General features: G+C 75.9%; 26 protein-coding genes. 16 read left to right on the top strand and 10 right to left on the bottom strand.

Annotation, left to right across the window (positions count from 1 at the left end; all coding sequences use genetic code 11):
- Window positions 1-18: 18 nt before the first annotated feature.
- From CCE02nite_RS03620 to CCE02nite_RS03595, 6 genes are read right to left on the bottom strand one after another with little or no spacing between them, the layout of a single operon-like run.
- Window positions 19-573 (bottom strand): hypothetical protein, encoded by a 555-nt coding sequence (locus CCE02nite_RS03620; protein ID WP_141388251.1) that lies wholly within the window; start codon window positions 571-573, stop codon window positions 19-21.
- A complete protein-coding gene (locus tag CCE02nite_RS03615; protein WP_141388249.1) occupies window positions 570-1,922 on the bottom strand; it encodes a DUF58 domain-containing protein in 1,353 nt (450 codons plus the stop codon). The genes CCE02nite_RS03620 and CCE02nite_RS03615 overlap by 4 nt, the downstream gene beginning before the upstream one ends.
- Complete coding sequence (locus CCE02nite_RS03610) at window positions 1,919-2,935, bottom strand: AAA family ATPase (RefSeq protein WP_141388247.1); 1,017 nt, start codon at window positions 2,933-2,935, stop codon at window positions 1,919-1,921. Before CCE02nite_RS03610 ends, CCE02nite_RS03615 begins: the two co-directional genes overlap by 4 nt.
- Window positions 2,932-3,477 carry a hypothetical protein gene (locus CCE02nite_RS03605; protein ID WP_141388245.1) on the bottom strand — a complete coding sequence of 182 codons (546 nt, stop codon included), beginning with the start codon at window positions 3,475-3,477 and terminating at the stop codon, window positions 2,932-2,934. Before CCE02nite_RS03605 ends, CCE02nite_RS03610 begins: the two co-directional genes overlap by 4 nt.
- A complete protein-coding gene (locus CCE02nite_RS03600; protein ID WP_141388243.1) occupies window positions 3,474-4,280 on the bottom strand; it encodes a DUF4129 domain-containing protein in 807 nt (268 codons plus the stop codon). Before CCE02nite_RS03600 ends, CCE02nite_RS03605 begins: the two co-directional genes overlap by 4 nt.
- The gene (locus CCE02nite_RS03595; protein ID WP_141388241.1) at window positions 4,277-5,446 is read right to left on the bottom strand and encodes a DUF3866 family protein; all 1,170 of its coding nucleotides are present in this window, start codon (window positions 5,444-5,446) and stop codon (window positions 4,277-4,279) included. The genes CCE02nite_RS03600 and CCE02nite_RS03595 overlap by 4 nt, the downstream gene beginning before the upstream one ends.
- A 35-nt stretch (window positions 5,447-5,481) precedes the next feature.
- Between CCE02nite_RS03595 and CCE02nite_RS03590 the strand changes: the two genes are divergently transcribed.
- The 10 genes from CCE02nite_RS03590 (at window position 5,482) to CCE02nite_RS03545 (ending at window position 17,932) form a co-directional block, all read left to right on the top strand.
- Window positions 5,482-6,594, top strand: coding sequence for a helix-turn-helix transcriptional regulator (locus CCE02nite_RS03590; RefSeq protein WP_141388239.1), 1,113 nt, complete (start codon window positions 5,482-5,484; stop codon window positions 6,592-6,594).
- The gene (locus CCE02nite_RS03585) at window positions 6,587-7,600 is read left to right on the top strand and encodes a helix-turn-helix transcriptional regulator (RefSeq protein WP_141388237.1); all 1,014 of its coding nucleotides are present in this window, start codon (window positions 6,587-6,589) and stop codon (window positions 7,598-7,600) included. The genes CCE02nite_RS03590 and CCE02nite_RS03585 overlap by 8 nt, the downstream gene beginning before the upstream one ends.
- 10 nt (window positions 7,601-7,610) lie before the next feature.
- Complete coding sequence (locus CCE02nite_RS03580) at window positions 7,611-7,937, top strand: hypothetical protein (RefSeq protein ID WP_141388235.1); 327 nt, start codon at window positions 7,611-7,613, stop codon at window positions 7,935-7,937.
- A gap of 109 nt (window positions 7,938-8,046) precedes the next feature.
- Window positions 8,047-8,337, top strand: coding sequence for a Sec-independent protein translocase subunit TatA (gene tatA / locus CCE02nite_RS03575; RefSeq protein ID WP_141388233.1), 291 nt, complete (start codon window positions 8,047-8,049; stop codon window positions 8,335-8,337).
- 36 nt (window positions 8,338-8,373) lie between these two features.
- Window positions 8,374-9,117: a twin-arginine translocase subunit TatC gene (gene tatC / locus CCE02nite_RS03570; protein WP_141388427.1), complete on the top strand. Its 744-nt coding sequence runs from the start codon at window positions 8,374-8,376 to the stop codon at window positions 9,115-9,117.
- A 43-nt stretch (window positions 9,118-9,160) separates the two neighbouring features.
- Window positions 9,161-10,267: a diacylglycerol/lipid kinase family protein gene (locus CCE02nite_RS03565; protein ID WP_141388231.1), complete on the top strand. Its 1,107-nt coding sequence runs from the start codon at window positions 9,161-9,163 to the stop codon at window positions 10,265-10,267.
- A gap of 94 nt (window positions 10,268-10,361) precedes the next feature.
- Window positions 10,362-13,334: a DEAD/DEAH box helicase gene (locus CCE02nite_RS03560; RefSeq protein WP_141388230.1), complete on the top strand. Its 2,973-nt coding sequence runs from the start codon at window positions 10,362-10,364 to the stop codon at window positions 13,332-13,334.
- A gap of 126 nt (window positions 13,335-13,460) precedes the next feature.
- Window positions 13,461-15,101 carry an amidohydrolase gene (locus tag CCE02nite_RS03555; RefSeq protein WP_141388227.1) on the top strand — a complete coding sequence of 547 codons (1,641 nt, stop codon included), beginning with the start codon at window positions 13,461-13,463 and terminating at the stop codon, window positions 15,099-15,101.
- 276 nt (window positions 15,102-15,377) lie between these two features.
- A complete protein-coding gene (gene lnt, locus CCE02nite_RS03550) occupies window positions 15,378-17,123 on the top strand; it encodes an apolipoprotein N-acyltransferase (protein WP_255318613.1) in 1,746 nt (581 codons plus the stop codon).
- On the top strand, window positions 17,120-17,932 hold the full coding sequence (locus tag CCE02nite_RS03545) for a polyprenol monophosphomannose synthase (protein WP_255318612.1): 813 nt from the start codon (window positions 17,120-17,122) through the stop codon (window positions 17,930-17,932). The genes lnt and CCE02nite_RS03545 overlap by 4 nt, the downstream gene beginning before the upstream one ends.
- A gap of 102 nt (window positions 17,933-18,034) precedes the next feature.
- Here CCE02nite_RS03545 and CCE02nite_RS03540 read toward each other — a convergent pair whose 3' ends face one another.
- Window positions 18,035-18,379, bottom strand: coding sequence for an RNA polymerase-binding protein RbpA (locus CCE02nite_RS03540; RefSeq protein WP_021483180.1), 345 nt, complete (start codon window positions 18,377-18,379; stop codon window positions 18,035-18,037).
- 364 nt (window positions 18,380-18,743) lie between these two features.
- Between CCE02nite_RS03540 and CCE02nite_RS03535 the strand changes: the two genes are divergently transcribed.
- The 3 genes from CCE02nite_RS03535 to CCE02nite_RS20370 all read left to right on the top strand — a co-directional run bounded on the left by CCE02nite_RS03535 (window position 18,744) and on the right by CCE02nite_RS20370 (window position 21,640).
- Complete coding sequence (locus CCE02nite_RS03535) at window positions 18,744-19,931, top strand: LLM class flavin-dependent oxidoreductase (protein WP_141388225.1); 1,188 nt, start codon at window positions 18,744-18,746, stop codon at window positions 19,929-19,931.
- A gap of 171 nt (window positions 19,932-20,102) precedes the next feature.
- Window positions 20,103-20,807, top strand: coding sequence for a CE1759 family FMN reductase (locus CCE02nite_RS03530; protein WP_141388223.1), 705 nt, complete (start codon window positions 20,103-20,105; stop codon window positions 20,805-20,807).
- An 83-nt stretch (window positions 20,808-20,890) separates the two neighbouring features.
- Window positions 20,891-21,640, top strand: a complete 750-nt coding sequence (locus CCE02nite_RS20370) for an SHOCT domain-containing protein (protein ID WP_141388221.1) — start codon at window positions 20,891-20,893, stop codon at window positions 21,638-21,640.
- Between the two features lie 25 nt (window positions 21,641-21,665).
- Here CCE02nite_RS20370 and CCE02nite_RS03520 read toward each other — a convergent pair whose 3' ends face one another.
- On the bottom strand, window positions 21,666-22,106 hold the full coding sequence (locus CCE02nite_RS03520; protein ID WP_141388219.1) for a pyridoxamine 5'-phosphate oxidase family protein: 441 nt from the start codon (window positions 22,104-22,106) through the stop codon (window positions 21,666-21,668).
- Between the two features lie 165 nt (window positions 22,107-22,271).
- On the opposite strand from CCE02nite_RS03520, the gene CCE02nite_RS03515 reads away from it, so the two are divergent.
- Window positions 22,272-22,745, top strand: a complete 474-nt coding sequence (locus CCE02nite_RS03515) for a hypothetical protein (RefSeq protein WP_141388217.1) — start codon at window positions 22,272-22,274, stop codon at window positions 22,743-22,745.
- A 32-nt stretch (window positions 22,746-22,777) separates the two neighbouring features.
- On the opposite strand, the gene CCE02nite_RS03510 is transcribed toward CCE02nite_RS03515, so the two are convergent.
- On the bottom strand, window positions 22,778-23,536 hold the full coding sequence (locus CCE02nite_RS03510) for a DinB family protein (protein ID WP_141388215.1): 759 nt from the start codon (window positions 23,534-23,536) through the stop codon (window positions 22,778-22,780).
- A gap of 260 nt (window positions 23,537-23,796) precedes the next feature.
- Here CCE02nite_RS03510 and CCE02nite_RS03505 point away from each other — a divergent pair, with 260 nt between their 5' ends.
- Window positions 23,797-24,321 carry a putative immunity protein gene (locus CCE02nite_RS03505; RefSeq protein WP_141388213.1) on the top strand — a complete coding sequence of 175 codons (525 nt, stop codon included), beginning with the start codon at window positions 23,797-23,799 and terminating at the stop codon, window positions 24,319-24,321.
- An 18-nt stretch (window positions 24,322-24,339) separates the two neighbouring features.
- On the opposite strand, the gene CCE02nite_RS20365 is transcribed toward CCE02nite_RS03505, so the two are convergent.
- Window positions 24,340-24,762, bottom strand: a complete 423-nt coding sequence (locus tag CCE02nite_RS20365) for a hypothetical protein (protein ID WP_170227205.1) — start codon at window positions 24,760-24,762, stop codon at window positions 24,340-24,342.
- Window positions 24,763-24,937: 175 nt separating this feature from the next.
- On the opposite strand from CCE02nite_RS20365, the gene CCE02nite_RS03495 reads away from it, so the two are divergent.
- The gene (locus CCE02nite_RS03495; RefSeq protein ID WP_304363321.1) at window positions 24,938-25,474 is read left to right on the top strand and encodes an NUDIX hydrolase; all 537 of its coding nucleotides are present in this window, start codon (window positions 24,938-24,940) and stop codon (window positions 25,472-25,474) included.
- Window positions 25,475-25,501 lie beyond the last annotated feature (27 nt).

Here is a 25,501-nt window from a genome sequence, read left to right as displayed (position 1 = left end):
GCCGCTCGCAGCGCGAGGTCAGTCCCGCGGCGTGACGAGCAGCACGAGGCCCAGCACGGCGATCCCGCCGAGGGCGGTGGCGACCGCGGACGCGACGACTCCCGCGGTGATCGCCTGCACCGCGAGCGCCACGAGGAGGAGCACGGCCTGGAGCGCGACGACCCTGCGGAGGTCGGGCACGACGGCGCGCAGCTCCGCACGCGCCTCGGGCGGCACGTGGTCCGACCACCAGGCCGTGCGCAGGACGAGGTGACCCAGCGGGAGGAGGACGAGCACGACGGGGTCGAACGGAGCGTCCCCTTCCATGAGCAGGACGAGCCCGCCGAGGAGAACGAGCAGGTGGGGCACGGGCGGGGCGGGCAGGTAGGCGGTGACGGCCCCGAGGCCGACCGCGGCTCCCCAGACCAGCGACGGCGCGAGCCCGGTCGTCTGGAGCGAGGCTCCGGCGAAGGCGGTGGCGAGGACGAGGAGGAGGACGCGCGGGCACCACCCGGGGAAGGTGTGCTCGGTCTCGACCCGGAGGCGAGGGCGCGGTCCGGCGGTGACGACGTCGCGGCGGGCGAGTCGCCTCATCGGGTGGCTCCGGTGGGGCTCGGACGTCCGGGCCCTTGCCGGTCGAGCCGTCGTGCCGCGAGCTCGAGCGTCCTGCGAGCGCCGTCGGCGCCGGGCGTGCCGTCGTACCAGCGTGCGACGACGATCCCGCGCTCGCGCAGGTCGTGGACGCGGTCCGCGCGCTCGTGGCGGGTGACGGACCAGGCGGTCGCGACGTGGTCGTCGACCTCGGCGACGGAGACGGGTGGGAGGACGTCGACGACGACCACCACGTGCCCGGTGTCGTGCCACTGGCGGGCGAGGTGGGGCGCCTCGTCGTCGAGCAGGGTCGAGAAGAGGTAGACGGCGGCGCCGGCGGGGACCTGGGGCGGTCGGTGGCGGGCGGAGGGGTCGCCGACTGGTCGGGCGAGGGCGAGGCCGTGGAGGATGCGGCGCAGGTGGCGTCGTCCGCCGCCGGGTCGGACGGGTCGGGCGAGGCGGCCGAGGTCGTCGAGGGCGACGCGGTCGCCGTCGGCGAGGACGGCCTGGGCGACGGAGGCGGCGGCGTGGCGGGCGAGGTCGAGGGACGTGGCCTCGTCGGGGCGTTGGGCGCCGACGCCGCTCCAGGTGGCGAGGTCGGGGGCGACGTCGTCGCGGGAGTCGACGACGAGGACGACGGTCGCCTCCGCGGTCCCGAAGGTCCGGCGGACGTAGAGGGTGTCGAGGGTGGGGGAGCGGCGGGCGGTGGCGCGCCAGTCGATGCGGCGGAGCCGGTCGCCGGGGCGGAAGGCGTCGACGTCGCGCAGCTCGGTGCCGTCGCCGGGGCGTCGGGAGGTGTGGGGGCCGGAGAGTCCGCGCAGGCGGGAGGAGAGGGGCAGGCGCCCGAGCGGGGTCGGGCGGGGCAGGACGAGCCGGCGCGGGCCGCGGGCGACGCGGACGACCTGCTCCTCGACGCCGTCGGGCCCGTACGCGGCGTAGTCGACGCGGAGGGTGTCGGTGACGCCGGTGCGGGCGGAGGGTGCGTGCCAGGTGAGCTCGTGGTTTCCGGTCGTGGTGCGGACCAGGCGTTCGGTGACGAGGCCGCCGGGGGCGAGGGCCCGCAGTCGCAGGAGCTCGACCCCGGCTGGGACGTCGGCGACGGTGCGGGCGGCGAGGGTCCCGGCCGGGGCGTCGGTGTCGAGGACGACCCGCACGGTGACGGGCCCGTGGGGTCGGTGGGTCCAGCCCCAGACGGCGCCGAGCAGCGGTGCGAGCCCGAGGAGGGCTGCGTCGGGGCGGCGGAAGAGGACGCCGAGGGCGAGGAGGGTGGTGCCGAGGAGGACGCCGGCGGCGAGGTGGACGGTGGTGCGCCAGCGGGGCGGGTCGTCGCGGTCCGCCGTGGGGGTGCTCATCCGCGGTCGCCGACGGTGGCGGGGCCGGGGACGGTCTGGAGGATGCCGGCGACGACGGTCTCGGGCCGCAGGTCGGCGGCCCAGGCCCCGGGGGTGAGCGTGAGGCGGTGGGCGAGCACGGGGACGGCGACGCGCTTGACGTCCTCGGGCAGGACGACGTCGCGCCCGTCGAGCACGGCGACGCCGCGGGCGAGGAGGGCGAGGTTCTGGGACCCGCGGGGGGACGCGCCGACCTCGAGGTCGCGGTGGGTGCGGGTGGCCGTGGCGAGGTCGACGCAGTAGGCGATGACGTCGGGGTGGACGTCGACCTGCTCGACGGCGGCCTGCATGGCGAGGACGGTGTCGCGGTCGACGACCTGGCGGACGACGGGGTCGTCGTGGCGGCGGGCGATGCGGCGGGTGAGGACCTCACGCTCCTCGTCGCGCGCGGGGTACCCGACGGACAGGCGCACCATGAAGCGGTCGAGCTGCGCCTCGGGGAGCGGGTAGGTGCCCTCGTGCTCGACGGGGTTGGACGTCGCGACGACGTGGAAGGGGCGGGGCAGCACGTGGGTGGTGCCCTCGACGGTGACCTGGCGCTCGGCCATGGACTCGAGCAGCGCGGACTGCGTCTTGGGGGCGGTGCGGTTGATCTCGTCGGCGAGCAGCAGCCCGGTGAAGACGGGCCCGGGCCGGAACTCGAAGGTCCGGGTCGCGGGGTCGTACACGGAGGAGCCGGTGACGTCCGAGGGCAGGAGGTCGGGGGTGCACTGCAACCGCGTGAAGTCGAGGCCGAGCGCCCGGGCGAGGCTGCGGGCGGCGAGGGTCTTGCCGAGCCCGGGAACGTCCTCGAACAGCACGTGCCCGCCGGCGAGCACGGCGGCGAGCGCGAGCGTGAGGGGTTCGCGGGCGCCGACGACGGCGGTCGCGACCTCGTCGAGGACGGCGCGGCCGTGCGCGGCGACGGTCGGCACGTCGAGGCCTGCGGCGGGTGCGGCGGGTGCGGCGGTGCGGGGGGCGGGGTCGGCGGTCATCGGGGTGTCCCTCCGTCGGGGCGGTCCGGGGTGGTGGGGGTCTGGTCGAGCCGGTCGAGCGCCGCGAGCCAGGTGTCGAGCTCCGCGGGCGTCGGGAGGCGTCGGTCGGTGACCAGGCCGTGGACGGTGCGCGCCGCGCGGGGACCGAGGAGCCGTGCCAGGTCGGTCGCGGCGCCGGGGTCGGCGAGGTCGTCGATCCCGTGGCGGGCCAGGCGACGCTCCGTGAGGTGGCGCACCCGGCGCGCGGCGGTGACCGTGACGCGGCCGTCGCGGCCCAGGACGGACCAGCCGAGGTCGGACACGTCGCGCCGGTTGCCGTCGCGCCGCACGTCGGGGACGCGCGGCCACACGGTGTCCCCGGCGTAGCCGGTGCGGTGCCACAGCAGGACGCCCGCGACGGCGAGGGTCGTGAGCATGAGGGCGTGCGCGGGCGACGACCCGAGCAGCACGAGGACCACGCCGAGCCCGACGACGGCGGCGGCGGCGAGCAGGGCGTGCCGGTCCGCCGGGCGCAGGCGATCCCAGCGCTCGCGCGCCCTCACCGTCGTGCCTCGTCGCGCAGCGGGCGGTCGTGGGGCGCGGCCGGGTCGGGTGTCCCGTCCGCGGGGAGTCCGGCCCGCGGCGCGAGGTCCGCCGCGATGCGGGCGAGGGCGGCGCGAGCCGCCTCCAGGTCGTGCACACCGAGCGGCGTCTCGCCGAACCGGGCACGGTGGTACAGGCCTCGGAGCGTCGCGACGGCGTCCGCGTCCACCCGGGTGCTGGCCAGCACGGCGCTCGTGAACTCCGTCGGGGTCTGGGCGGGGTCACGTCGGGTGCCTGCCCGCTCCGCGGCGCGCTCGAGCGCGACCCACGCGGCGACGACGGCGTCGTGCGGGTCGACGTCAGGCACGTGCAGGTCGTCGTGCGCCCGGTCGACCGCCTCGCGCAGCTCGGGCACGACCGGGTCCTCGGCCGCGTGGACGGAGACGGCGCCGGGTGCCGTGACGAGGAGCTCTCGTCGGCGTCGTCGCACGAGGAGCGCCGGGAGGTACCGGCGCGCGAGCACGACGAGGACCACGAGCACGACCACGCCCAGGAACCCGAGCAGGTACGTGTCGAACGAGATGCCGCCGGTGTCGGCCAGGCCCCGGAGGTCGTCCGGGCCGGTGTTCGCGTCACGGGTCGTCGCGGTGTCCGGTGGCGGCGCGACCGGGTCCCGCGCGACGTCGTCGAACCAGCCCGGCGCCTCCCAGCCCCACGGCGCGCCGACGGCCGCGGCGAGCACCGCCGCGAGCGCCAGTGCGGCGACGGCGGCGAAGCGTGCCGGTCCGGGCCGGCGGTGGTCGTCCCCCTGCGGTGCGGTCATGCGGGCCGTAGCGACTCCGCGTGGACGCCGGCGACGGCGGCGGCCACGAACGCGGCGGGGTCGGTGTCGAGGCCGCGGCCCATGGTGGAGAGCCGGACGGGGACGGCGTGGAGGGCGTCGAGGAGGGCGGGGTCGGCGGGGACGTCGACGAGGTGGTGGCGCCCGGTGGGGGCGGAGAGGGTCGTGGCCTGCTCGGTGACGCGGCGGGTGAGGTCGGCGCCCCACCCGGGGAGCCGCTCGACGTCGGGCGTGGGGACGGGCACGGGGACGTCGCTCGCGGCGAGCGCGACGCGGCCGTAGGCGGTGAGGGAGTGGTGGGAGACGCCGAGGTGGCGGTCGCGGGCGTCGGCGCCGGAGACGCGCAGGGACGCGACGGGGCGGCCGCCCAGGGCGGCGACGGCGTTGAGGGCCTCGCCGGCGGCGACGCCGGAGAAGCCCCAGCGGGTGCCGGTGCCGAGGTTGCCGGGTCCCTGGGCGACGACGACGAGGTCGGCGCCGGTGACGTGGCGTGCGGCGAGGAGGCCGGTGTGCACGGTGACGGCCTCGAGGTCGCCGCCGAACGCCTGCCCGACGGTGAGGCAGGTGTCGATCCAGCCGGTCTCGCGCAGGGTGGCGACGGTGCGGGAGAACGCGGCGGGCAGCGCGCCGCCGTCGGTCATGACGTAGGCGACGCGGGGTGCGGGGCGGCCCGCGAGCGCCGCGGCGTGCCGGGCGCCGGCGACGACGGCGGGGAGGGCGGAGTGGAGGTCGGCGACGACGACGGGGGTGGCGTCGAGGTCGTCGGCGTCGCGGAGGGTGTCGTGGTGGGGGGACTCCTGCTCGTCGACGCCGAGGACGAGGGCTTGGAGGGGGGTGTACCGGGCCTTGACGAGGTGGCCGGGTCCGGGTGCGGGGTCGGGCGGGAGGGGGGTGCCGGGCTGGGCGGGCCCGACGACGAGGGCGTACCCGCCGGTGCCGAGGCCGCGCGCGAGGGCGGAGACGTTGAGGAGCACGTGGTCGCCGGGGTCGGGGGTGCCGACGAGCTGGGTGTACGCGAGGGCGCGCACGGTCGCGTCGGGGTCGTCGTCCCGCCCGGGGAGGGGGTGGTGGAGCCGCACGTGCAGCTCCTGGGCGCCGGTCCAGGCCTTCGCGTGCGACACCACGGTCGCGGTCCGCCACGTGATCACGCGGCACACCCTATCGACCGACTAGCGTGGTGCCGATGTCCGAGCCCACTCCCCCCTCCGTCGCGCCCGATCCCGTGCCCGGCTCTGCGCCGTCGTCGTCGGGGTCGTCGCCGACGAATCCGGCCGCGCGCCTGCTGAACCTGGTGATCGCGCTGGTGAACACGAACGCCTCGATGACGAAGCAGCAGATCCGCGTCAGCGTGGCGGGGTACGGCGACGCGCCCTCTCCGGACGCGTTCGAACGGATGTTCGAGCGCGACAAGGACACGTTGCGCGACCTGGGGATCCCGATCGTCACGGTGGACGCGGGCGGGCACGCGGACGAGGTGGGGTACCGGATCGACCAGGACGCGTACGCGCTGCCCGCGGTGGACCTGACGCCGGCGGAGCTGGGGGTGCTGGCGCTGGCGGCGCAGTTCTGGCAGGACAAGACGCTGCGGACGGACATCTCGCGGGCGCTGACGAAGCTGCGCGCGGCGGGCGCGGGGGAGACCGCGATGGACGTCGTCGCGGGCCTGGCGCCGCAGGTGCGGCCGGTGGGCGACGCGTACGCGACCCTCATGGACGCGATCTCGGCGCGGCGCGCGGTGTCGTTCACGTACCGGGCGGCGAGCACGGGGGAGGTGCGGGCGCGGCGCGCGCAGCCGTGGCGGATCGCGGCGCGTCGCGGCGGCTGGTACCTGGTGGGGTTCGACCTGGACCGCGGGGCGCCGCGGTCGTACCGGCTGAGCCGGGTCGAGGGCCGGGTGCGGGCGACGGGTCCGCGCGACGCGTTCGAGGTGCCGGTCGACGTGGACGTGGACGCGGCGCTGGGCACGCGTGACGCGGGTGGGGTCGCGCGCCTGGCGGTCGTGCCGGAGCGCGCGGGCGCGCTGCGGGCGCGCGGCACGGTCGTGGGGTCGGTGCCGGACGCGCGGGCGGGCGACGGCGCGGGCCGCGACGTGCTGGAGGTCGCGTACGACGTGCGGTACGCGCTGGCGGACGAGGTCGTCGGGTACGGGGACGCGGTGCTGGTGATCGGGCCGCCCGACCTGCGTGCGGCGGTCGTGCGGCGGCTGCGGGACGCGGCGGCGCTGGGCTCCGCGCAGGGCGTCGGGGCCGGCGCGGGCGAGGGCGCGGGGTCGACGGAGGTGACGGGGCGTGGCTGAGCGCGCGGACGACCGGCTGGTGCGCCTCCTGGGCATCGTCGCGTACCTGGACGGGGCGGGCCCGGTGCCGGTGGGCGAGCTCGCCCGCCACTTCGGCGTGAGCGAGCGCCAGGTCCTGGACGACGTCGACGCCCTGTGGGTGTCGGGCACGCCCGGGTACTGGCCGGACGACCTCATCGACTTCGACGCCGACTCGATCGAGCGCGGCGTCGTGCGGCTCACCGAGGCGCGTGGCATGACGCGGCCCCTGCGGCTCGGCACGCGCGAGGCGGTCGCGCTCATCGCGGCGCTGCGCGCCATGCGGGAGACCGCGGCGGTGCAGGCCGACCCGGAGCGCGCGGGCGTCGTCGAGTCGGTGCTGCGCAAGCTGACCGACGCGACCGGCGAGGCGGCGGCCGCGCTCGACGTGCAGCTCGCGCCCGAGGGCGACCCGCGCGTGGTCGCCGCGATCACCAGCGCGCTCGTCGCGGGACACCGCCTGCGGATCCGGTACGTGACGGCCGCGGACGAGGAGTCCGAGCGCGAGGTCGACCCCGTGTCGCTGCACACGCAGGACGAGCACGCCTACCTGCTCGCGTGGTGCCACCGCGCCCGGGGGCGCCGCACGTTCCGCGTCGACCGCATCCTTGACGCCACCGAGCTGGACCAGCCCGTGGAGGGGCACGACGTCGACCCTGACGTCGACTTCACCCCCACCGGCGACGCCCCGCTCGCGACGATCACGTTCGCCAGCCCCGCGCGCGCCGTCGCCGAGCAGGTCCCGGTCGAGTCCGTGCGCAACCTGCCCGACGGCGCGTTCGAGGTGCGCCTGCGCGTCACCAACCCGGTGTGGCTGCGCCAGCTCCTCACGGAGCGGGCGCGGCACGTGCTCGCCGTCGAGCCCGCGTCGGTCGCGCGCGACGTGCGCGAGGCCGCGAGCGCCGCCCTGTCCGCGTACGCGCACCTGCCGGGCGAGCCCGACGGCGCGGCGGGCGACGAGGCGTCCGGCGAGCGGGCTGCTGGCTAGGGTGGGCGGCATGTGGTTCTGGGTCTGGACGCTGCTCGTCGTGGGCACGCTCGTGGGCGCGTTCTTCCTCGCGCGGCGCCTGTGGAGGTCCGTGAAGGGGCTGGGGCGCGAGCTGTCGCGCGCCTCGCAGGTCGCGGCGGACATGAGCGCGCGGGCGGACGAGCTGTCGCGGGCCCTGGAGGAGGCGCAGCCGTCGACCGCGCCGACCCTGTTCGACGACCCGGTCGGGCTCCAGGAGCGCGTGGACCTGCTCCGCGCTGAGAGGGCGGAGCGGCGCGTGCTGCGGCGGCGGCGAGACGAGCAGGTCTGGTCCCGCTGGCGCCGGTTCAACGCCTGACCGGCCTGCGAGCCCTTCGAGCACGGCCCGGTCGGGGCGAACTGCGTGACCTATGATGGCGCGTAGAGCAACGTCGCCCCTTGCCGCCCACGAGTAGTAGGTTCTCGCCGTGAACATCCTTCGTCACCCCGCGACGATCGTCGTCCTCATCCTCCTCGTCGTGCTGCTGTTCGGGTCCAAGAGGCTCCCGGACATGGCCCGTTCCGTGGGGCAGTCCCTGAAGATCTTCAAGAAGGAGGTCAAGGACCTCCGGGAGGACGACGACGCGTCGACGACGCCGACGCCGCCGCCGAGCGGCACCACGACGCAGTCCGGCGCGAGTGCAACCACCCCGGGCGGCGCGACGACCGTGGCGGGAGGCACGACGTCCTCGACGCAGGACGACACGCCGAAGGCATAGTCGGTGTCACGATCAGCCCGTGACCCCGAGGGGCGGATGCCCCTGCGCGAGCATCTCGTCGAGATCCGCAAGCGCCTCTTCCTCTCCGCGATAGGCCTCCTCGTCGGCGCCGTCGTCGGATGGATGGTGTACGACCCGGTGCTTCAGGCGCTCCAGCAGCCGCTGATCGACGCTGCCGAACGGCGAGAGGTCCTGACGGGCCTCAACTTCGAGGGCGTGGCGACCGCCATCGACATGAAGGTCAAGGTCTCCCTGTTCCTGGGTGTGATCCTGACGAGCCCGTGGTGGCTGTACCAGCTCTTCGCGTTCATCACGCCGGGGCTGACGTCGAAGGAGAAGCGGTACGCGTTCGGCTTCATCGGCGCCGCCGTACCGCTGTTCCTGGGCGGCATCGCACTCGCCTGGGTGATGCTGCCGCGCGCGGTCGCGCTGCTCAACGAGTTCGTCCCCGACGGCAGCGCGAACCTCATCAACGCGCAGATGTACCTCGGGTTCGTCATGCGGCTCATGCTGGCGTTCGGCATCGCGTTCCTCGTGCCGGTGGTCATGGTGGCGCTCAACACGATGGGCGTGGTGCGCGCCTCGACGTGGTTGGCGGGCTGGCGGTGGGCCGTGCTCATCTCGTTCCTGTTCGCCGCCATCATGACGCCCACGCCGGACGTGCTGACGATGTTCACGGTCGCTCTGCCCGTCTGCGCGCTCTACTTCGCCGCGTACGGCGTCAGCGTCCTGCACGACCGGCGCGTCGACAGCCGCGACGCCGCACGGCTCGCCCTGTGAGCGCCGTGCCCCGGCCGCGCCCTGCCGGGCGCGGGGGACGCGCATGAGCACGGTCGCGCTCGTCGTCAACCCGACGGCCGGGCGCGGCCGCGGTCGCACCGCGGGCGCGCGCACCGCCGAGGCGCTGCGCGCGGCCGGGCACGACGTCGTCGACCTCAGCGCGCCCAGCCTGCCCCTCGCCCAGGAGTCGGCCGACGCCGCCGTGCGCGGCGCGGGCGGTGCGGGAGCCCGACCCGGGGTGGACGCCCTCGTCGTCGTCGGCGGGGACGGCATGGTGCACCTCGGCGTCAACGCGACCGCCGGGACCGGGATCCCCCTCGGCATCGTCGCGGTCGGGACGGGCAACGACTTCGCGCACGGCCTCGGGCTGCCCACGACCCGTGCGGACCGGTGCGTGGACGCCCTCCTCACCGCTCTGGGCACCGCCGCGAGCACCGAGTCCTCGGCGAGCGCCCGGCCGTCCGTGCGCGCGGTCGACGCCGCCCGCGTCACGGGCGAGCACCTGGCTGCGCCCCGCTGGTACGCGGGCGTGCTCTCCGCGGGGATCGACGCGGCCGTCAACGCCCACGCGAACGCGGCCACGTGGCCGCGCGGGCGGTCGCGGTACGCGCGCTCGGCCCTCACGGAGATCACCCGGTACCGCCCGTACGGGTACCGCGTCACGCTGCGCGGCGTGCCCGCGGGCGACGAGCTGCCCGACCTGCTCGCTGGCGCGCCCCTCCTGCGCGACGGCGCCGCCCTCGGGACGAGCCCCGACGCCCCCGACGCGCAGGGCGGGCGGACCGTGGTGTGGGAGTCGCCGGGCGCCCTCGTGTCGGTCGCGAACGGGCCGCGCATCGGCGGCGGCATCCGGATCGCGCCGGGCGCGGCGCTCGACGACGGCCTGCTCGACGTCGTCGTCGCGGGCCCGTTCGGGCGCTGGGGCGCGACGCGCATCTTCCCCGGCATGTACGCGGGGCGGCACCTGGCGAACCCCGGGGTCGGGACCCTGCGCGCGACGTCGGTGACGGTCGCGGCGACCGAGGCGGGCGCGACCCCGCCGCACGCGTTCGCCGACGGGGAGCACCTGGGTCCTCTGCCGCTGCGGGTCGACGTGGTGCCGGGCGCGCTGCACGTCCTGCACGTGGCGGCCGGGCCCGCCGCGCACTGACCCTCCGCCGGCCGTCCGCCGCGGACGCGCCGGTCGCCTCCCGGCGGCCCGCGCGCCGACCGGCGAGGTCGGCGCCGGACCGTAGGCTGGCACCATGACGGCCGCTGAATCGCCCGCCGCCCGTTACGCCGCGTCCCGGGCCCGCCAGGCGGCGGCCCGCACGCGGCTCGCGGAGTTCCGGCAGGTCCTCGACTTCCCGCTCGACGACTTCCAGGAGCGCGCGTGCGAGGCGCTCGAGGAGGGGCGCGGCGTGCTCGTGGCCGCCCCGACGGGCGCGGGCAAGACGGTCGTCGGCGAGTTCGCGGTCCACCTCGCCCTCGCCGGCGGGCGCAAGGCGTTCTACACGACCCCGATCAAGGCGCTGTCCAACCAGAAGTACGGCGACCTCGTGCGCCGCTACGGCGCCGACTCGGTGGGCCTGCTCACCGGCGACACGACGATCAACGGGGAGGCGCCCGTCGTCGTCATGACGACCGAGGTGCTGCGCAACATGCTCTACGCGGGCTCGCGCACCCTCGACGGCCTCGCGTTCGTCGTCATGGACGAGGTGCACTACCTCGCCGACCGGTTCCGCGGGCCGGTGTGGGAGGAGGTCATCATCCACCTGCCCGACGACGTCCAGCTCGTGTCCCTGTCCGCGACGGTGTCGAACGCGGAGGAGTTCGGCGACTGGCTGGAGATGGTGCGCGGCGACACGACCGTGGTCGTCAGCGAGCGCCGGCCCGTGCCGCTGTGGCAGCACGTGCTCGTCGCGTCGGCGAACCCGGCGACCGGGGTCGCGCACGCGGGCGGAGGCCGGGCGCTCGGCGCAGACCTGCTCGACCTGTACGCGGGGCACGTGGACCCCACGGACCCGGGCGTGAACCCGCCCATCAACCCGGACCTGCTGGCCGCGTTCCGCGCGGCCCCGCGCACGAGCGCGTCGGGTCCGGGCGGGCGGCGCGGCCCGGGCGACCGCGGGTACCGGGGGCGGGGCGGGCGGCGTCCCGGCCCCGACCGGTCCGGGCTCGGGTCACGTCGCACCCCGGCCCGGTTCGCCGTCGTGGACGCCCTGGACGCGGACGGGCTGCTGCCCGCGATCTACTTCATCTTCTCCCGCGCCGGGTGCGAGGGCGCCGTGCAGCAGTGCCTGGCCGCGGGGCTGCGCCTCACCTCGCCCGCGGAGGAGGCGGAGATCCGTCGCGTCGCCGAGGAGCGCACCGAGACCATCCCCGCCGAGGACCTGGACGTGCTCGGGTACTGGACGTGGACCGAGTCGCTGGCGCGCGGGATCGCGGCGCACCACGCCGGGATGCTGCCCGTGTTCAAGGAGACCGTCGAGGAGCTGTTCAGCCGCGGCCTCGTCAAGGTCGTGTTCGCGACCGAGACGCTCGCGCTCGGCATCAACATGCCCGCACGGTCCGTCGCGCTGGAGAAGCTCGTCAAGTGGGACGGCACCGCGCACGTGGACGTCACCCCCGGCGAGTACACCCAGCTCACCGGACGGGCGGGGCGGCGCGGCATCGACGTCGAGGGGCACGCCGTCGTCGTCGACCACGCGGGCCTCGACCCCGTGCATCTCGCGGGCCTGGCGTCCAAGCGCCTGTACCCGCTGCGCTCCAGCTTCCGGCCCACGTACAACATGGCGGTGAACCTCGTCGCGCAGGTCGGGCGGGACCGGGCGCGCGACGTGCTGGAGACGTCGTTCGCCCAGTTCCAGGCCGACCGCGGCGTCGTCGGGCTCGCGAAGCAGGCGCAGGCGCACGCCGAGGCGCTCGACGGGTACGCCCAGGCCATGACGTGCGACCGCGGCGACTTCGCCCAGTACGCGGCGCTGCGGCGGCGCATCACCGCCCGGGAGGGCGACCTGTCGCGCGCCGCGAGCCGGTCGCGCCGCGCGGAGGTCGTGGCGGCGTTCGAGCGGCTGCGGCCCGGGGACGTGGTCGAGGTGCCGTCGGGGCGGCGTGCGGGCTACGTCGTCGTGCTCGACCCGGGGGAGGGGGCGGGGTTCGACGGGCCGCGCCCGACCGTGCTCACGCAGGACCGGCAGGTGAAGAAGCTCACCGTGGCCGACGCGCCCGGCGGCATCCGCACCGTGGCCAAGGTCCGTGTGCCGAAGTCGTTCAACCCGCGCGTCCCGGCGCAGCGGCGCGACCTCGCGTCCACGCTGCGCAACGCCCTCGGGGCGCTCGACGAGCCCGGCGCGCGCCCCGGGCGCACCGCCCGCGCCCGGTCGGCCGCCGCGGACGACGCCGAGCTCTCGCGCCTGCGCGCGCAGCTGCGCGCCCACCCGTGCCACGACTGCCCCGACCGTGAGGACCACGCGCGCTGGGCCGAGCGGTGGGCGCGCCTCAAGAAGGAGCACGACCAGCTCGTGCGCCGCGTCGAGGGCCGCACCGGGTCCATCGCGCGCGTGTTCGACCGCATCTGCGACGTCCTGCTCACGCTCGGCTACCTCGCCCCGGGCGACGCCGCGGACGACCCGGTCGCGCCGCTCGAGGACGCCCTGGACGCGGAGGAACCGGGCGGCGGGCCCCGCGACCGCGACCGGGACCCCGCGGGCCGCGCCGGGCTGCGTGTCACGCGCGACGGGCAGTGGTTGCGGCGCCTGTACGCGGAGAACGACCTGCTGCTGGCCGAGTGCCTGCGCCGCGGCGTGTGGGAGGACCTCGACGCCCCCGCCCTCGCGGCGGTGGTGTCCACGTGCGTGTACGCCGGGCGGCGGGAGGACCACGGCGAGCCCGACGTCCCCGGCGGCCCCCACGGCAAGCTCGCCCGCGCGCTCGAGGCGACCACGCGCGTGTGGTCCGAGGTGGACGACCTCGAGGAGGCGCACGACATCGACGCGACCGGCCCCCTCGACGAGGGCCTCGTCACCGCCGTGCACCGGTGGGCCGTGGGCCGCAGCCTCGACGCGGTGCTGCGCGGCTCGGAGATCGCGGCCGGCGACTTCGTGCGCTGGTGCAAGCAGGTGATCGACGTCCTCGACCAGGTCGCGACCGCCGCGCCCACGCCCGCCGTGCGCCGCACCGCGCACCAGGCGATCGAGAAGCTGCGGCGCGGCGTGGTCGCGTACTCGAGCGTCTGAGCCGACCGAACGGGCACCCCGAGTGCCGGGCGGGGCGCGTGACGTGCACGACACCCGCCGCGACCTGCGCGGACGTCACACCGGAGGGGTGAGGTTCGGGCGGTTGTGGCGGTATCGTGAAGGATTGTGGCCTCAACCCTGTACCGCGGCGGCGTGATCCACTCCCAGGCCGACCCGTTCGCGGAAGCACTCCTCGTCGACGACGGCATCATCGCCTGGATCGGCGCCGACGACACGGCCGACGGGCTCGCCGCCCGCGCCGACCGCGTGATCGACCTCGACGGCGCGCTCGTCGCGCCCGGGTTCGTCGACGCGCACGTCCACCTGTTCGAGGTCGGGCTCGCCCTCGCCGGCGTCGACCTGTCCGCGAGCGCCGGCGTCACGACCCTCGCGGCCGCGCTCGAGGCGATCGCGAAGACCGCCGCGGACGCCGGGGACGACGACGTCGTGCTCGCGTTCGGGTGGGACGAGCGGTCCTGGCCCGAGGGGCGCCCCCCGACGCGCGACGAGCTCGACGCGGCCGCCGGCGGGCGCGCGGTGTACGCGGCGCGCGTCGACGTGCACTCGGCCGTCGTCTCCACGACGCTCGCGCGGCGCTGTGCCCTGGAGGAGCGACCGGGGTGGGACGAGTCGGGCTGGGTCATGGGGGAGGCGCACCACGTGGCGCGCGACGTCGCGCGCGACGTGTCGCCGGCACGGCGCACCGACCTGTACCGGGCGGCGCTGCGTGCCGCGGCGGAGCAGGGCATCGTGTCGGTGCACGAGATGAGCGCACCGCACATCGACACGCGCGCCGGGCTGCGCGAGCTGCTCGCGCTCACGGGCGAGGCGTCCTCGGGGCTGGCGCACGTCGTCGGGTACCGGGGCGAGCTGTGCACCACGGTCGACGACGCGCGTGACCTCCTCGCGGACGTGCCGGGCCTGACGGGCATCGCGGGCGACCTCAACGTGGACGGGTCGATCGGGTCGCGCACCGCGGCGATGCGCCTGCCCTACCAGGACGGGCCGGACCGGACCGACCGCGGGAACCTCTACCTGAGCGCGGAGCAGATCGCGAACCACCTGTCCGCGGTCGGTGCGGCGGGCACGCAGGGCGGGTTCCACGTCATCGGTGACCGCGCGATGGACGAGCTCGTCCTCGGGCTCAAGGTCGCGGCGGAGGTCCACGGCCAGGGCGCGGTGCGCGCGGCGCGGCACCGGGTGGAGCACGCGCTGTTCGTGGACGCGTCGGCGCTGGCGTCCCTGCTGCTGTTCGGCGTGAGCCTGAGCATCCAGCCCGGGTTCGACGCCGCGTGGGGCGGCCCGCAGGGCATGTACGCGGCGCGCGTGGGCGCGACCCGGGCGGAGGGACTGAGCCCGTTCGCGGACCTCGCGGGCGCGGGCGTCCCGCTGGCGTTCGGTTCGGACGCGCCGGTGACCCGCCTCGACCCCTGGGCGGGCGTGCTCGCGGCGATGTCGCACGTGGACCCGGACCAGCAGATCTCGGCGCGGGCCGCGTTCCGCGCGCACACGCGCGGCGGGTGGCGCATCGCGGGGCTGGACCACACGGGCGCCGGGCAGCTGCGCGTCGGGGCGCCCGCGCACCTGGCGGTGTGGCGGGGCGAGCACCTGGTCGTGCAGGGCGCGCTCGGGCGCACGACGTCGTCGTGGAGCACGGACGCGCGCGCCGGGCAGCCGCTCCTGCCGGAGCTCGGTCCCGACGTGCCGCGGCCGCGGTGCCTGCAGACCGTGCGCGACGGCGTCCCCCTGTTCGACACGTTCGTCTGACCGCTACCGCTTGACAGGGCCGTGAGCCGGAGTAGGTTCGACAGGGTGTTCCGGCCCCCGTGGCCGCAGGGGGATCAGCCACCGACGACGACCCCTCGGCGTGCCGCGCCGGGTACCTGGCCGGGCCCGCGCGCTCAGTAGAAAACGTGCTCCGCCGGTGGCGGCGGCGTACGGGCCGAAGGGCGCGCGGGCCCGCACACACCCACCGTCTCGTTCACCCGCCGGGCCGCCGCCGCGGACCTGGGTCCGTGCAGGTGCGTGGCGTAGGGTGCACCCGTGCACGCCCCCGAGCCCACGGCCGCCCCGGCCGGGCGACCCCGCCCCGCGGTACCGGACACGTCAGCCCCGGACTCCCCGGCATCCACCACCTCCGAGACCGGCCACGGCGAGACCGGTCGCCGCGTCCCCGGGACGACGGACGGCCGCACCCTCGTCGGGCCCCCGTCGCGGCCGCTCACGCTGCTCCTGGCCCTCGTGGGCGGCCTCGTCACCGACGCGGCGTTCCCCGACCGCGGGTGGTGGCCCCTCGCGTTCGTCGGCGTCGCCGCGCTGTTCTGGGCGCTGCGGCGCGACGGCGCCCGTTGGGGCTTCCTCGTCGGGCTCGTGTGGGGGCTCGCGTTCTTCCTGCCGCACCTGTGGTGGGCGAACTACGCGACCGAGACCGTGCCGTGGGTCGCGCTGTCCGTCATGGAGGCGTGCTTCGTCGCCGTGCTCGGCGCCGCGTGGGTGTGGGCGCGGCGCCGGCCGTGGTCGGCCGCGCGCCCGTGGGCGCAGGCCGTCGGGTTCGCGCTGCTGTTCGTCGGCGTCGAGCAGGCGCGCACCGAGGTCCCCTTCGGGGGCTTCCCCTGGGGCCGGCTCGCGTTCTCCCAGGCGGGCTCCCCGCTCGGGCGCGCGGCGTGGCTCGGGGGCGAGGTCCTCGTGTCCCTGCTCGTCGCGCTCGCCGGGTCGCTGCTCGCGGTCGCCGCGCTCGCGCTGGTGCGCCGCCGCGACGTCGTGACGGGCGCCGTCGTCCCGGTGGTCGTGGCCGGCGCGCTCGTCGCGGCGCCGCTGATCGTGCCGCTCGACACGCGCGCCGAGGCGGGGACGCTCGCCGTCGGGGCCGTGCAGGGCAACGTGGGCGAGCCGGGCCTGGGGTCGTTCGCGAACCGGGCCGAGGTGCTGAACAACCACCTGCAGGGGACCGTCGCGCTGCTGGACCAGGTGGAGCCCGGCGACCTCGACGTCGTGCTGTGGCCGGAGAACGGCTCCGACCTCGACCCGCAGACCGCGCCCGACGTCGCGCGCGCCATCGACGACGCCGCGCGCGAGGTCGGCGCGCCGATCCTCGTCGGCGCCCAGGAGTACCCGGAGACCGGCGGCCGGTACAACGTGTCGCTGCTGTGGGAGCCCGGCGCGGGCGTCGTGGACCGGTACGCCAAGCAGCACCCCGCCCCGTTCGGCGAGTACATCCCGCTGCGGTCCCTGCTGCGGATCTTCTCCGACCAGGTCGACCGCGTCTCCATCGACATGATCCCCGGCACCGAGACCGGTGTCGTCGACCTCGTGTCCGAGCGCCTCGGGCGCACCGTGCCGCTCGGCGTCGTCATCTGCTTCGAGGTCGCCTACGACGGCCTCGTGAACGACGCCGTGGACGCGGGCGCCGAGGTGCTCGTCGTGCAGACCAACAACGCCTCCTTCGGGTACACCGCCGAGTCCACGCAGCAGCTCGCCATGTCGCGGCTGCGCGCCGTGTCCACCGGGCGCGCGACCGTGCAGGTCTCGACCGTCGGCGTGAGCGGCATCATCGCCCCCGACGGCACCCTGCTGCAGAGCACCGGGCTGTTCACCGCCGACCAGCTGGTCGCGGACCTGCCGCTGCGCACGAGCCTGACCCCGGCCGTGCGGGCGGGGGGCTGGCCCGGGCGCGTGGTCGAGCTCCTCGCCCTCGGCCTCCTGGCCGCGGGAGTCGTGGGCGCCGTCCGCGAGCGCCGCGCGGTCCGGGCGTCCGCGACGTCTGCTGCGACCGAGGACGACGCGCGGTGAGCGAGCGCCCCGTGGAGCCCGCCGCGCCGGGCCGCGTGCTCGTCGTCGTCCCCACGTACGACGAGGCGCTGACCCTGCCGGGCACGCTCGCGCGCCTGCGCGCCGCGGTGCCGGGCGCGGACGTGCTCGTGGTCGACGACGCGAGCCCCGACGGGACGGGCGACCTCGCCGACGCCGCGGCCGCCGCGGACCCGGCCGTGCACGTGCTGCACCGGGCGGGCAAGGAGGGGCTGGGCGCCGCGTACGTCGCGGGGTTCGGCTGGGGCCTGGACGCCGGGTACGACGTCCTGGTCGAGATGGACGCCGACGGTTCGCACCAGCCCGAGCAGCTGCCCTCGCTGCTCGCGGCGCTCGCCCCGGCGGGGGAGTCCGGGGAGGGCGCGGGCGCGGACCTCGTCATCGGGTCGCGCTGGGTGCCGGGCGGGCGGGTGGAGAACTGGCCGTGGCACCGAGAGGTGCTCTCCCGGGCGGGGAACGTGTACGTGCGTGTCGCGCTCGGGCTGGGTCTGGGTGACGCGACGGCGGGCTTCCGCGCGTACCGTGCCGACGCGCTGCGCGCCGTGGACCTCGCGAGCGTGGAGTCGCACGGCTACTGCTTCCAGGTGGACATGGCGTGGCGGGTCGTGCGCGCGGGCGGGCGGGTGGTCGAGGTGCCGATCACGTTCGTCGAGCGCACCGCGGGCCGGTCGAAGATGAGCCGCTCGATCGTCTCCGAGGCCTTGTGGAAGGTCACGGTGTGGGGTGCGCGACGCCGCGCCGCGCAGCTCGCCGGGGCGGTCCGGGGGCGGGGGAGCCGGGCCTCTCGCTGAGGCCGGGACCGAGCGGAGCGGGGTCTGCGACCAGCCGGTGACGCACGAGAGGCCCGGACCCTGCGGGGTCCGGGCCTCTCCGGTCGTCGGGCGACCGTGGTGTCAGGCGCTGCGGCGCAGCTTGCCGGCGCGCAGCAGGCCGAGGCGCTCGTCGAGGAGCTCCTCGAGCTCGGAGATCGTGCGGCGCTCGAGCAGCATGTCCCAGTGGGTGCGGGCGGGCTTGCCGGCCTTGGGCTCGGGACGCTCCGCGTCGCGCAGCAGCGCCTCGGCGCCGCAGCGGCACTCCCACACCGGGGGGACCTCGGCGTCGGTCGAGAACGGCAGGATGATGGTGTGCCCGTTGGGGCAGTCGTAGTGCGCCTGGAAGCGGGGGGCGAAGTCGACGCCCTCGTCCGACTCCATGCTCTTCGCACCGATGCTCATCCCGCGCAGCGAACGGTCGGCCATGGTGTCCTCCTGAGGGGTCTTCGGGGGTGGTGGGCGCGCCCGGTGGGGTGCGGGCAGCGGCCCGGTCTACGAGAGGCAACGCCTCACCGTCGGTCGGTGTTCCGGCGCGTCGTGAAGGTCCGGTGAACGTCGCGGGGTGTCCGCGGCCTGGCCGCCCCCACGGCGCCCGGCCGGTCCGCCTCGGCGCGTCGCGGTCCCAGGCTCCCGGGTTTCGATGCCCGACGCAACTCGTCACGGCCGCCACGGCCCGGACGTGCGCACGCTCACACCGGCGGCGCGAGGGGCCGGGAACAAACCCGCGGGGCGGTGGGTTGAGCGGCATGTACATGCAAACGCATCGACCTAGGACTCACGGGAGCACACCATGCAGTTCGGCATCTTCACCGTCGGCGACGTCACGACGGACCCCACGACGGGCCGGACCCCCGACGACACCGAGCGCGTGCGCGCGATGCTGACCATCGCGAAGCACGCGGACGAGGCGGGCCTGGACGTCTTCGCCACGGGCGAGCACCACAACCCGCCGTTCGTCCCGTCCTCGCCGACGACCATGCTCGGCTACCTCGCCGGTGTGACGAAGAACATCGTCCTGTCGACGTCCACGACCCTCATCACGACGAACGACCCGGTGCGTCTCGCGGAGGAGTACGCGATGCTCCAGGTCATCTCCGACGGGCGCATGGACCTCATGATGGGGCGCGGCAACACCGGCCCGGTGTACCCGTGGTTCGGGCAGGACATCCGCAACGGCATCCCGCTCGCGATCGAGAACTACGCGCTGCTGCGCCGCCTCTGGACCGAGGACGTCGTGGACTGGGAGGGCAAGTTCCGCACCCCGCTCCAGGGCTTCACCTCCACCCCGCGCCCGCTCGACGGCGTGCCGCCGTTCGTGTGGCACGGGTCGATCCGCAGCCCGGAGATCGCCGAGCAGGCGGCCTACTACGGCGACGGGTTCTTCCACAACAACATCTTCTGGCCCATCAGCCACACCCGGCAGATGGTGCAGTTCTACCGCCAGCGCTGGGAGCACCACGGCCACGGCCCCGCGGACACCGCGATCGTCGGCCTCGGCGGCCAGGTGTTCATGCGCAAGGACTCCCAGAAGGCGTGGGACGAGTTCCGCCCCTACTTCGACAACGCGCCCGTGTACGGGCACGGCCCGTCGATGGAGGACTTCACGCGCGAGACGCCGCTCACCGTCGGCTCCCCGCAGCAGGTGATCGACCGGTACGCCGCGATGCGCGAGCACGTGGGCGACTACCAGCGCCAGCTGTTCCTCATGGACCACGCCGGTCTGCCGCTCAAGACGGTGCTCGAGCAGATCGACCTCCTCGCGGGCGAGGTCGTGCCCGTGCTCCGCAAGGAGATGGAGGCCGCCCGGCCCGCGCACGTGCCGGCGAACCCGCCGAGCCACGCCGAGCGCGTCGCCGCGGCCCGCGCCGCCGGGACCGAGGGCGCCGCGCACGTCGGCGGCACCGAGGACCGCTGGACCGGGCGCACCGCCGAGGACGACCAGGAGCCGGCGAAGGCCGGCGCCGCGTTCGGTCTGTAGCCCGCGCTGCCCGCGGCCCGGCCTGACCGGTCGCGGGACCCGCCGCCCGACGGCGTACGGTCGAGGGGTGCCCAGCGCACCCGGTCGACCTGCCGCCGTCGGGCACCCCGCACCACCTGGCCCGGCGACGGGCCGACCCCCGCACGACACGCCAGACCCCAGGAGCACCGCATGACCGCCAGCACCCCCGCCCCGGACCGCCGCCTCGTCGTGGTGTCCGCCGGGCTGTCCAAGCCGTCCTCCACGCGGCTGCTCGCCGACCGGCTCGGCGAGGCCACCGTGCGCGAGCTCCAGGGTCTCGGCGTGAGCGCCGAGGTCGAGACCGTCGAGCTGCGCGACCACGCGCACGCCGTCGTCGACGCCATGCTCACCGGGTTCCCCACGGGCGAGCTCGCCGGCGTCCTCGAGCGCCTGGCCGCCGCCGACGGGATCGTCGTGACCACCCCGCTGTTCACCACCACGTACTCCGGGCTGCTCAAGTCGTTCGTCGACGTCCTCGACAAGGACTCGCTCACCGGCACGCCCGTGCTGCTCGGCGCGACCGGCGGCACCGCGCGCCACTCGCTCGCACTGGAGTACTCCCTGCGGCCGCTGTTCACCTACCTGCGGGCCGACGTCGCCACGACGTCCGTGTTCGCCGCGACGGACGACTGGGCCGCCGCCGAGGCCGACGCCGGCGGCGGGCTGCCCGCCCGCATCGCGCGCGCGGGCCGCGAGCTCGCGGAGAAGGTCGCCCTGCGCAAGAACACCGGCCCCGCCGACCCGTTCGCGGCCACGCCCGACTTCACGGCGCTCCTCGGCGGGCTCTGCCCCCCACCGACCGCGCGCCCCCGGCCACCGGTGCTCCCGGCCGGGGGCGCGCTCACGTCGTCCTGACCTGCGGCGACACCACCCGAGGGGTTGCTCTCGGCGGGTGTCGCGCGGCAGGATCGGGGGACCGACGACGACGGGGGAGCACCATGAGCACCAGCGCGACCGAGGGCCACACCGAGACGCACCAGGCAGAACCCGCCCCCGAGCCCGGCGTCGAACCCGTCGCCCCCGTCACGGTCGCAGTCCCGGTCGTCGAGGCGCTCGCCACGCACGCGGACGGCCCCCGCCCTCCGGCCCCGCCGCGGCGGCGACCCGTCGGCGTCGTGACGGTCCCCGGCCGGGCGCCCGACACCTCGCGCTTCGCCGCCGCGCCCCGCTACCCGGCCATGTTCCACGTCGCCGGCGGCCGGCTCGTCTGGGACGGCGCGCGGCTGCGCCTCGTCCGCGGCGACGACACCGTGCTCGAGCCCGCCGGGCGACCCGTCGTGACCGTCACCGGGGTCGGGCCGACCGTCGTCGTGACGTGGCGGGACGAGCAACCCGGTTCGCGGTCGACCCGCGCCGTCCTGCTCGACGGGTCGTCCGCCCGCTTCGCCCGGTTCGCGCGCTCGCTCGCGGACGCGCGGCCCGGGAGCGTCGTCGTCGACGACCGGACCGTGCCCTCGCCGCGCGTGCCGCGCCTCCACCCCGACCAGGCAGGCACCGCCCGACGCCCCGGCGTGTTCGCCCGCGCCCTGTGGCGCGTCGTCGGGCGCGGCGCACCCGCCGCGAGCGCCACCCCGGGTGACGGGGGAGCGGCGCTCGTCGCCCGGCTCGAACGGCTCGCCGCCCTGCACCGCGCCGGCGACCTCACCGACGCCGAGTTCGCGCGCGCGAAGCAGGCGCTGCTCGGCTGACGGGCCGACCGGTGTCCGGCTGCCGTCAGGTCCCGGCCTGGCCCCACCCGGTCACGTCGACCTCCGTGATGACCGACCGGTCCTCGCGGAAGTCCCCGTACCGCGCCCAGGCGAGCACGACCCGCAGCAGGACGATGCCGTCGTCGGCCAGCGACGCCGCGAACTGCGGGAACGCCGCCACGTACGCCGCGGCGCAGCGCTCCCGGTCCGCACCGACCGGGACGTCCGCCGTGCCCTCGCACTGGAGCGTCGTCCCGTCCGTCCCGCCGACCGTCACGGCGACGCGCGGGTCCCGCACCAGGTTCATCACCTTGCGCGACGTCGCGCGCGCGTCGAACACCAGCTCGCCCGCATCCGTCGCCGCCACCGCGAGGAACGCGGCCTGGGGTTCGCCCTCCGCGCCGAGGGACGCCACGACGCCCCACCCCTGCGAACGGACGTAGCCGACCAACGCCTCACGATTCATGCCGCCACCGTAGCGTCCGAGGGCCGCCGGACCGGAGACACCGGGGTACCTGGCGGCACGAGATCCCTGGCCGGCTCTTGCGGCGCTCGCGGGCCGGGGGAGCGCGGTCGAGCTCGCCGTCGGCGCCCGCCCCGGACGCCCCGCACGTCGTGATATCCATCCTGGATGGACCACCGCCGCCGCCGCGCCCGCCCCGGAGTCCTGCTCCTCGCCGCGCTCGTCACCCTCACCGCCTGCTCAGGGTCCGTCACGCCCGAGGACCTCGTGACCCGCCTGGCCGACGAGCCCACCTCCGAGGACGCGCTCAGCGACACGATGACGCCCGACGAGATGGACCCCGCGACGGCACGACGCCTGGGCGACCTCGACGGGATCGTCTTCTACGCAGGCGCGGGCACCCGCGACGGGCAGGACGTCGTCTGCCTCGTCACCGTCGTGCCGGGGGACACCACGCAGGACGACGCGGGAGCTGCCACGTGCGGCCTCGTCACCGACCTCGACGACTCCGACCTCCCGCTGACGTACCAGGACCAGGAGACACGTGGCAGCGCGCTGCTCGTCCCCGACGGCCTCCCCACCGACGCCGACCTCACGCGCCTCACGCCCAACCTCGCCGCCGTCGTCTCACGCACCCCCTGAGCGTCAGGACCCCGCGCCCGGCCCGCCCGCTCTCACGTGCCCGACGACCCCTCGATCGTCTCCAGGTCACGCACCGCGAACCGGTGGTGCTCCCACTCCTCCTCGAGGATCACGTGCAGGCACGACAACGTCGTCTCCGGGTACTGCGGCGCCCACGGGTGACGCCGCACCACCGCCAGCCCCTCCGACGTCACACCCGCCAGGAAGTCCCGCACCATCGCCACCCGGCCCGCACGCGCCTCCAGCACCTCCCCGTACGACGGCGTCCCCGTCACGAACAACGACACGTCCAGCCCGTCCTCCGCCGCCTGCGGACCCGCCTGACCCAACGGGTGGAACGGCTGCTCCACCTCCAGCACCGCCCGCCCCAACCACGCGTCCGTCGCCAGCACCAGGTGCCGCAACGTCTGCGCGAACGACCACTCGCCGTCCACCGACACGTCCACGGCGCTCGCGGGCAGGGCCGCCGCCCGGTCGAGCGTCGCCGCCCACGTCGACTCCAGCGCCGCCCACGCCGCGCGCAGCCCCTCCGGGTCACCGGCACGACGCAGCTCCCGCCCCGGGAACCGCCGGTCCAGCTCCGCCTCCACGAAGCCCGTCACGTCGACGCCGTTCACCCGGAACGCGGGATCGCCGTCCGCGAGCCACGGGGCGTCGATGTCGGCCCCTTCCACCTGCACGCCCCGCATCACGACGCCGGACAGGTCGGACTCCACGAACCGCGCGCCGCGCAGGTCCGCGCCGTCGAACGTCGCGCCCTGCAAGTTGTCAGAGCGGGTGACCCGGGCCATGAGCGCCTCCTCAGGAACGAGCCGCCCGACGAACCGGCCAGCCGAGGGGAGAGGCCGGGCGCGGCGACGACGCCGCGCGGGACCCTGCCGGGGGAGAGGCCCCCACCCCTCAGCGGCGGGAAGCGACGGACGGGGACGACGATCGCACCGTACGCCGCCCGACCCGCACACGACCAGAGGGCCGCACCCGCCAGGTCCACCCGCCGTCGTCGCCCGGCACCCAGAGCGACGCCCACGCCGACGTGGGGGAGCATCGGACCATGCCGATCCTGCCCGCCGAACGCGACCCCAGGCTCATCACCGTCCGCCGCGGCGGCACCCTCACCGACGACCACCACCGCCGGCTCGCCCGGTGGGCCGTCGACTGCGCCGAGCACGTCCTGCCGATCTTCGAGAGCGCCCGGCCCGACGACACCCGACCCCGCGACGCCCTCGACGTCGCCCGCGCCTGGATCCGCGGCGACGTCCCCATGAAGACCGCGCACAGCACCGCCTTCGTCGCCAACGCCGCCGGGCGCGACCAACCCGCACCCGTCAAGTACGCGGCGCTCGCGGCCGGGCAGGCGGTGGCGGTCGCTCACGTCGCGGCGCACGACCTGGGCGCGGCGGCGTACGCGATCCGGGCCGCGGCCGCCGACGCCGCGGCCCGGGGCGATGACCCCGAGGCGGCCCGCCGCGCGGAGCGGCACTGGCAGCGCGAGCGCATCCCGGCTGAGCTGCGCGAGCTCGTCCTGGACGATCAGCGGCGCCGCAGCGCGATCTGCTGGGACGTCTTCGACGACTGAGGCAGGGGACAGGGCCGCTCAGTGCAGCAGGTCGTCGTAGGCGGCGAGAGGGATCCGCCCGCCCGCCGCGGCGACGACGCCCGCGTCACCGGCCACGAGGACGTCGGCCTGGAGCACGGCCACCGCGACGTACTCGGCGGCCGCGGTGTCGTCCGCGTCCAGCTCGTGAGCGATCCGCCATGCGGTGGCCCGCGAGACGCGGTCGCCGAGCAGGCGGATCTTCAGCCCCGCGACGCCCTCCAGGCGGGCACGCGCCGTCTTCTCGTCGAGCACGCCGTCACGGACGTCGCGGTAGAGCATCGAGAGCGCGTGGCTGCGCAGCACGGAGGGCCCGACGAGCGGGCGTCGTGCACCGAGCCCGACGTCGTCGCGCACGAGGCGCAGCGCGGTGACGGCGTCGATCGCGCACCGGGTCGAGGAATCGATGACGACGGGTCCCATAGGAGCCAGTAGACACCGCCGATGCCTCACCTGCGCCCGCTCCAGCTTCTCCGCGGGCTGTCGAAGGTGCGTGGCGGCGCCAGACCGGACGCCGCGACGGGGGGTCCCGGGGATCAGGCACGTGCCTTCGCCCCGACGTCGCAGGCCGGTTCCGAGGAGCCCGTAGGGTCGGACCGTGGCTGAGCCGTGGGAGACGACCATGACAGCGTTCGCGATGACGCGCATGGATCGGAGGTGGCTGATGATCCGGCACGAACGGCTCGGCGTCACGAGCTGGGAGCTGCCGGGCGGTCACGTCGAACGCGGCGAGACGCTCGAAGAGGCTGCCGCGCGCGAGACGGCTGAAGAGACCGGGGTCGTCGTCGAGGTCGGTCGGTTGGTTGCCACGTGCGTTCACGAGTGGCGCGAACGACGACGGCGCACGCTGGTCTGCTTCTTCGATGCGACGGCCGCGAGCAGCGCTGCGCCGCGGGTTCCGGCGAACGAGCCGCACGTGCTGGAGGCGGCATGGGTCGACCCGTTCACGCTGGACACGGTGAGTCCGTTCATCGTGCCGCTGATCGAGCAGCAGCGCGTCGGCTGGCCGAACGTCCCGATCTCCTTCGTGATGACACATCGCCTCAACGGTGACGGGCTCTGGGAACCGGCTCCGGTGGTCGCTGAAGGGGTGAGAGCACGTGCGAGTCACGATGATCCGGTCGCGCGCCGATAATGTACATTATGTCATTTCGCGGTCGAA

The organism is Cellulosimicrobium cellulans (assembly GCF_006539945.1).
Lineage (GTDB): Bacteria > Actinomycetota > Actinomycetes > Actinomycetales > Cellulomonadaceae > Cellulosimicrobium > Cellulosimicrobium cellulans.
The sequence above is the reverse complement of the archived record's forward strand: the minus strand, read 5'-3'. Positions and strand labels throughout refer to the sequence as shown.

Bases quoted from the DNA above. Each gene is read 5' to 3' on its own strand.
- CCE02nite_RS03620 (WP_141388251.1), bottom strand. From the start codon at position 573: ATGAGGCGACTCGCCCGCCGCGACGTCGTCACCGCCGGACCGCGCCCT.
- CCE02nite_RS03510 (WP_141388215.1), bottom strand. From the start codon at position 23,536: ATGGCCCGGGTCACCCGCTCTGACAACTTGCAGGGCGCGACGTTCGAC.
- tatC (WP_141388427.1), top strand. From the start codon at position 8,374: ATGCCCCTGCGCGAGCATCTCGTCGAGATCCGCAAGCGCCTCTTCCTC.
- CCE02nite_RS20365 (WP_170227205.1), bottom strand. From the start codon at position 24,762: ATGGGACCCGTCGTCATCGATTCCTCGACCCGGTGCGCGATCGACGCC.
- CCE02nite_RS03610 (WP_141388247.1), bottom strand. From the start codon at position 2,935: ATGACCGCCGACCCCGCCCCCCGCACCGCCGCACCCGCCGCACCCGCC.
- CCE02nite_RS03615 (WP_141388249.1), bottom strand. From the start codon at position 1,922: ATGAGCACCCCCACGGCGGACCGCGACGACCCGCCCCGCTGGCGCACC.
- CCE02nite_RS03515 (WP_141388217.1), top strand. From the start codon at position 22,272: ATGGACCACCGCCGCCGCCGCGCCCGCCCCGGAGTCCTGCTCCTCGCC.
- CCE02nite_RS03560 (WP_141388230.1), top strand. From the start codon at position 10,362: ATGACGGCCGCTGAATCGCCCGCCGCCCGTTACGCCGCGTCCCGGGCC.
- CCE02nite_RS20370 (WP_141388221.1), top strand. From the start codon at position 20,891: ATGAGCACCAGCGCGACCGAGGGCCACACCGAGACGCACCAGGCAGAA.
- CCE02nite_RS03565 (WP_141388231.1), top strand. From the start codon at position 9,161: ATGAGCACGGTCGCGCTCGTCGTCAACCCGACGGCCGGGCGCGGCCGC.
- CCE02nite_RS03535 (WP_141388225.1), top strand. From the start codon at position 18,744: ATGCAGTTCGGCATCTTCACCGTCGGCGACGTCACGACGGACCCCACG.
- CCE02nite_RS03590 (WP_141388239.1), top strand. From the start codon at position 5,482: ATGTCCGAGCCCACTCCCCCCTCCGTCGCGCCCGATCCCGTGCCCGGC.
- CCE02nite_RS03530 (WP_141388223.1), top strand. From the start codon at position 20,103: ATGACCGCCAGCACCCCCGCCCCGGACCGCCGCCTCGTCGTGGTGTCC.
- CCE02nite_RS03505 (WP_141388213.1), top strand. From the start codon at position 23,797: ATGCCGATCCTGCCCGCCGAACGCGACCCCAGGCTCATCACCGTCCGC.
- CCE02nite_RS03540 (WP_021483180.1), bottom strand. From the start codon at position 18,379: ATGGCCGACCGTTCGCTGCGCGGGATGAGCATCGGTGCGAAGAGCATG.
- CCE02nite_RS03580 (WP_141388235.1), top strand. From the start codon at position 7,611: ATGTGGTTCTGGGTCTGGACGCTGCTCGTCGTGGGCACGCTCGTGGGC.
- CCE02nite_RS03520 (WP_141388219.1), bottom strand. From the start codon at position 22,106: ATGAATCGTGAGGCGTTGGTCGGCTACGTCCGTTCGCAGGGGTGGGGC.
- CCE02nite_RS03600 (WP_141388243.1), bottom strand. From the start codon at position 4,280: ATGACCGCACCGCAGGGGGACGACCACCGCCGGCCCGGACCGGCACGC.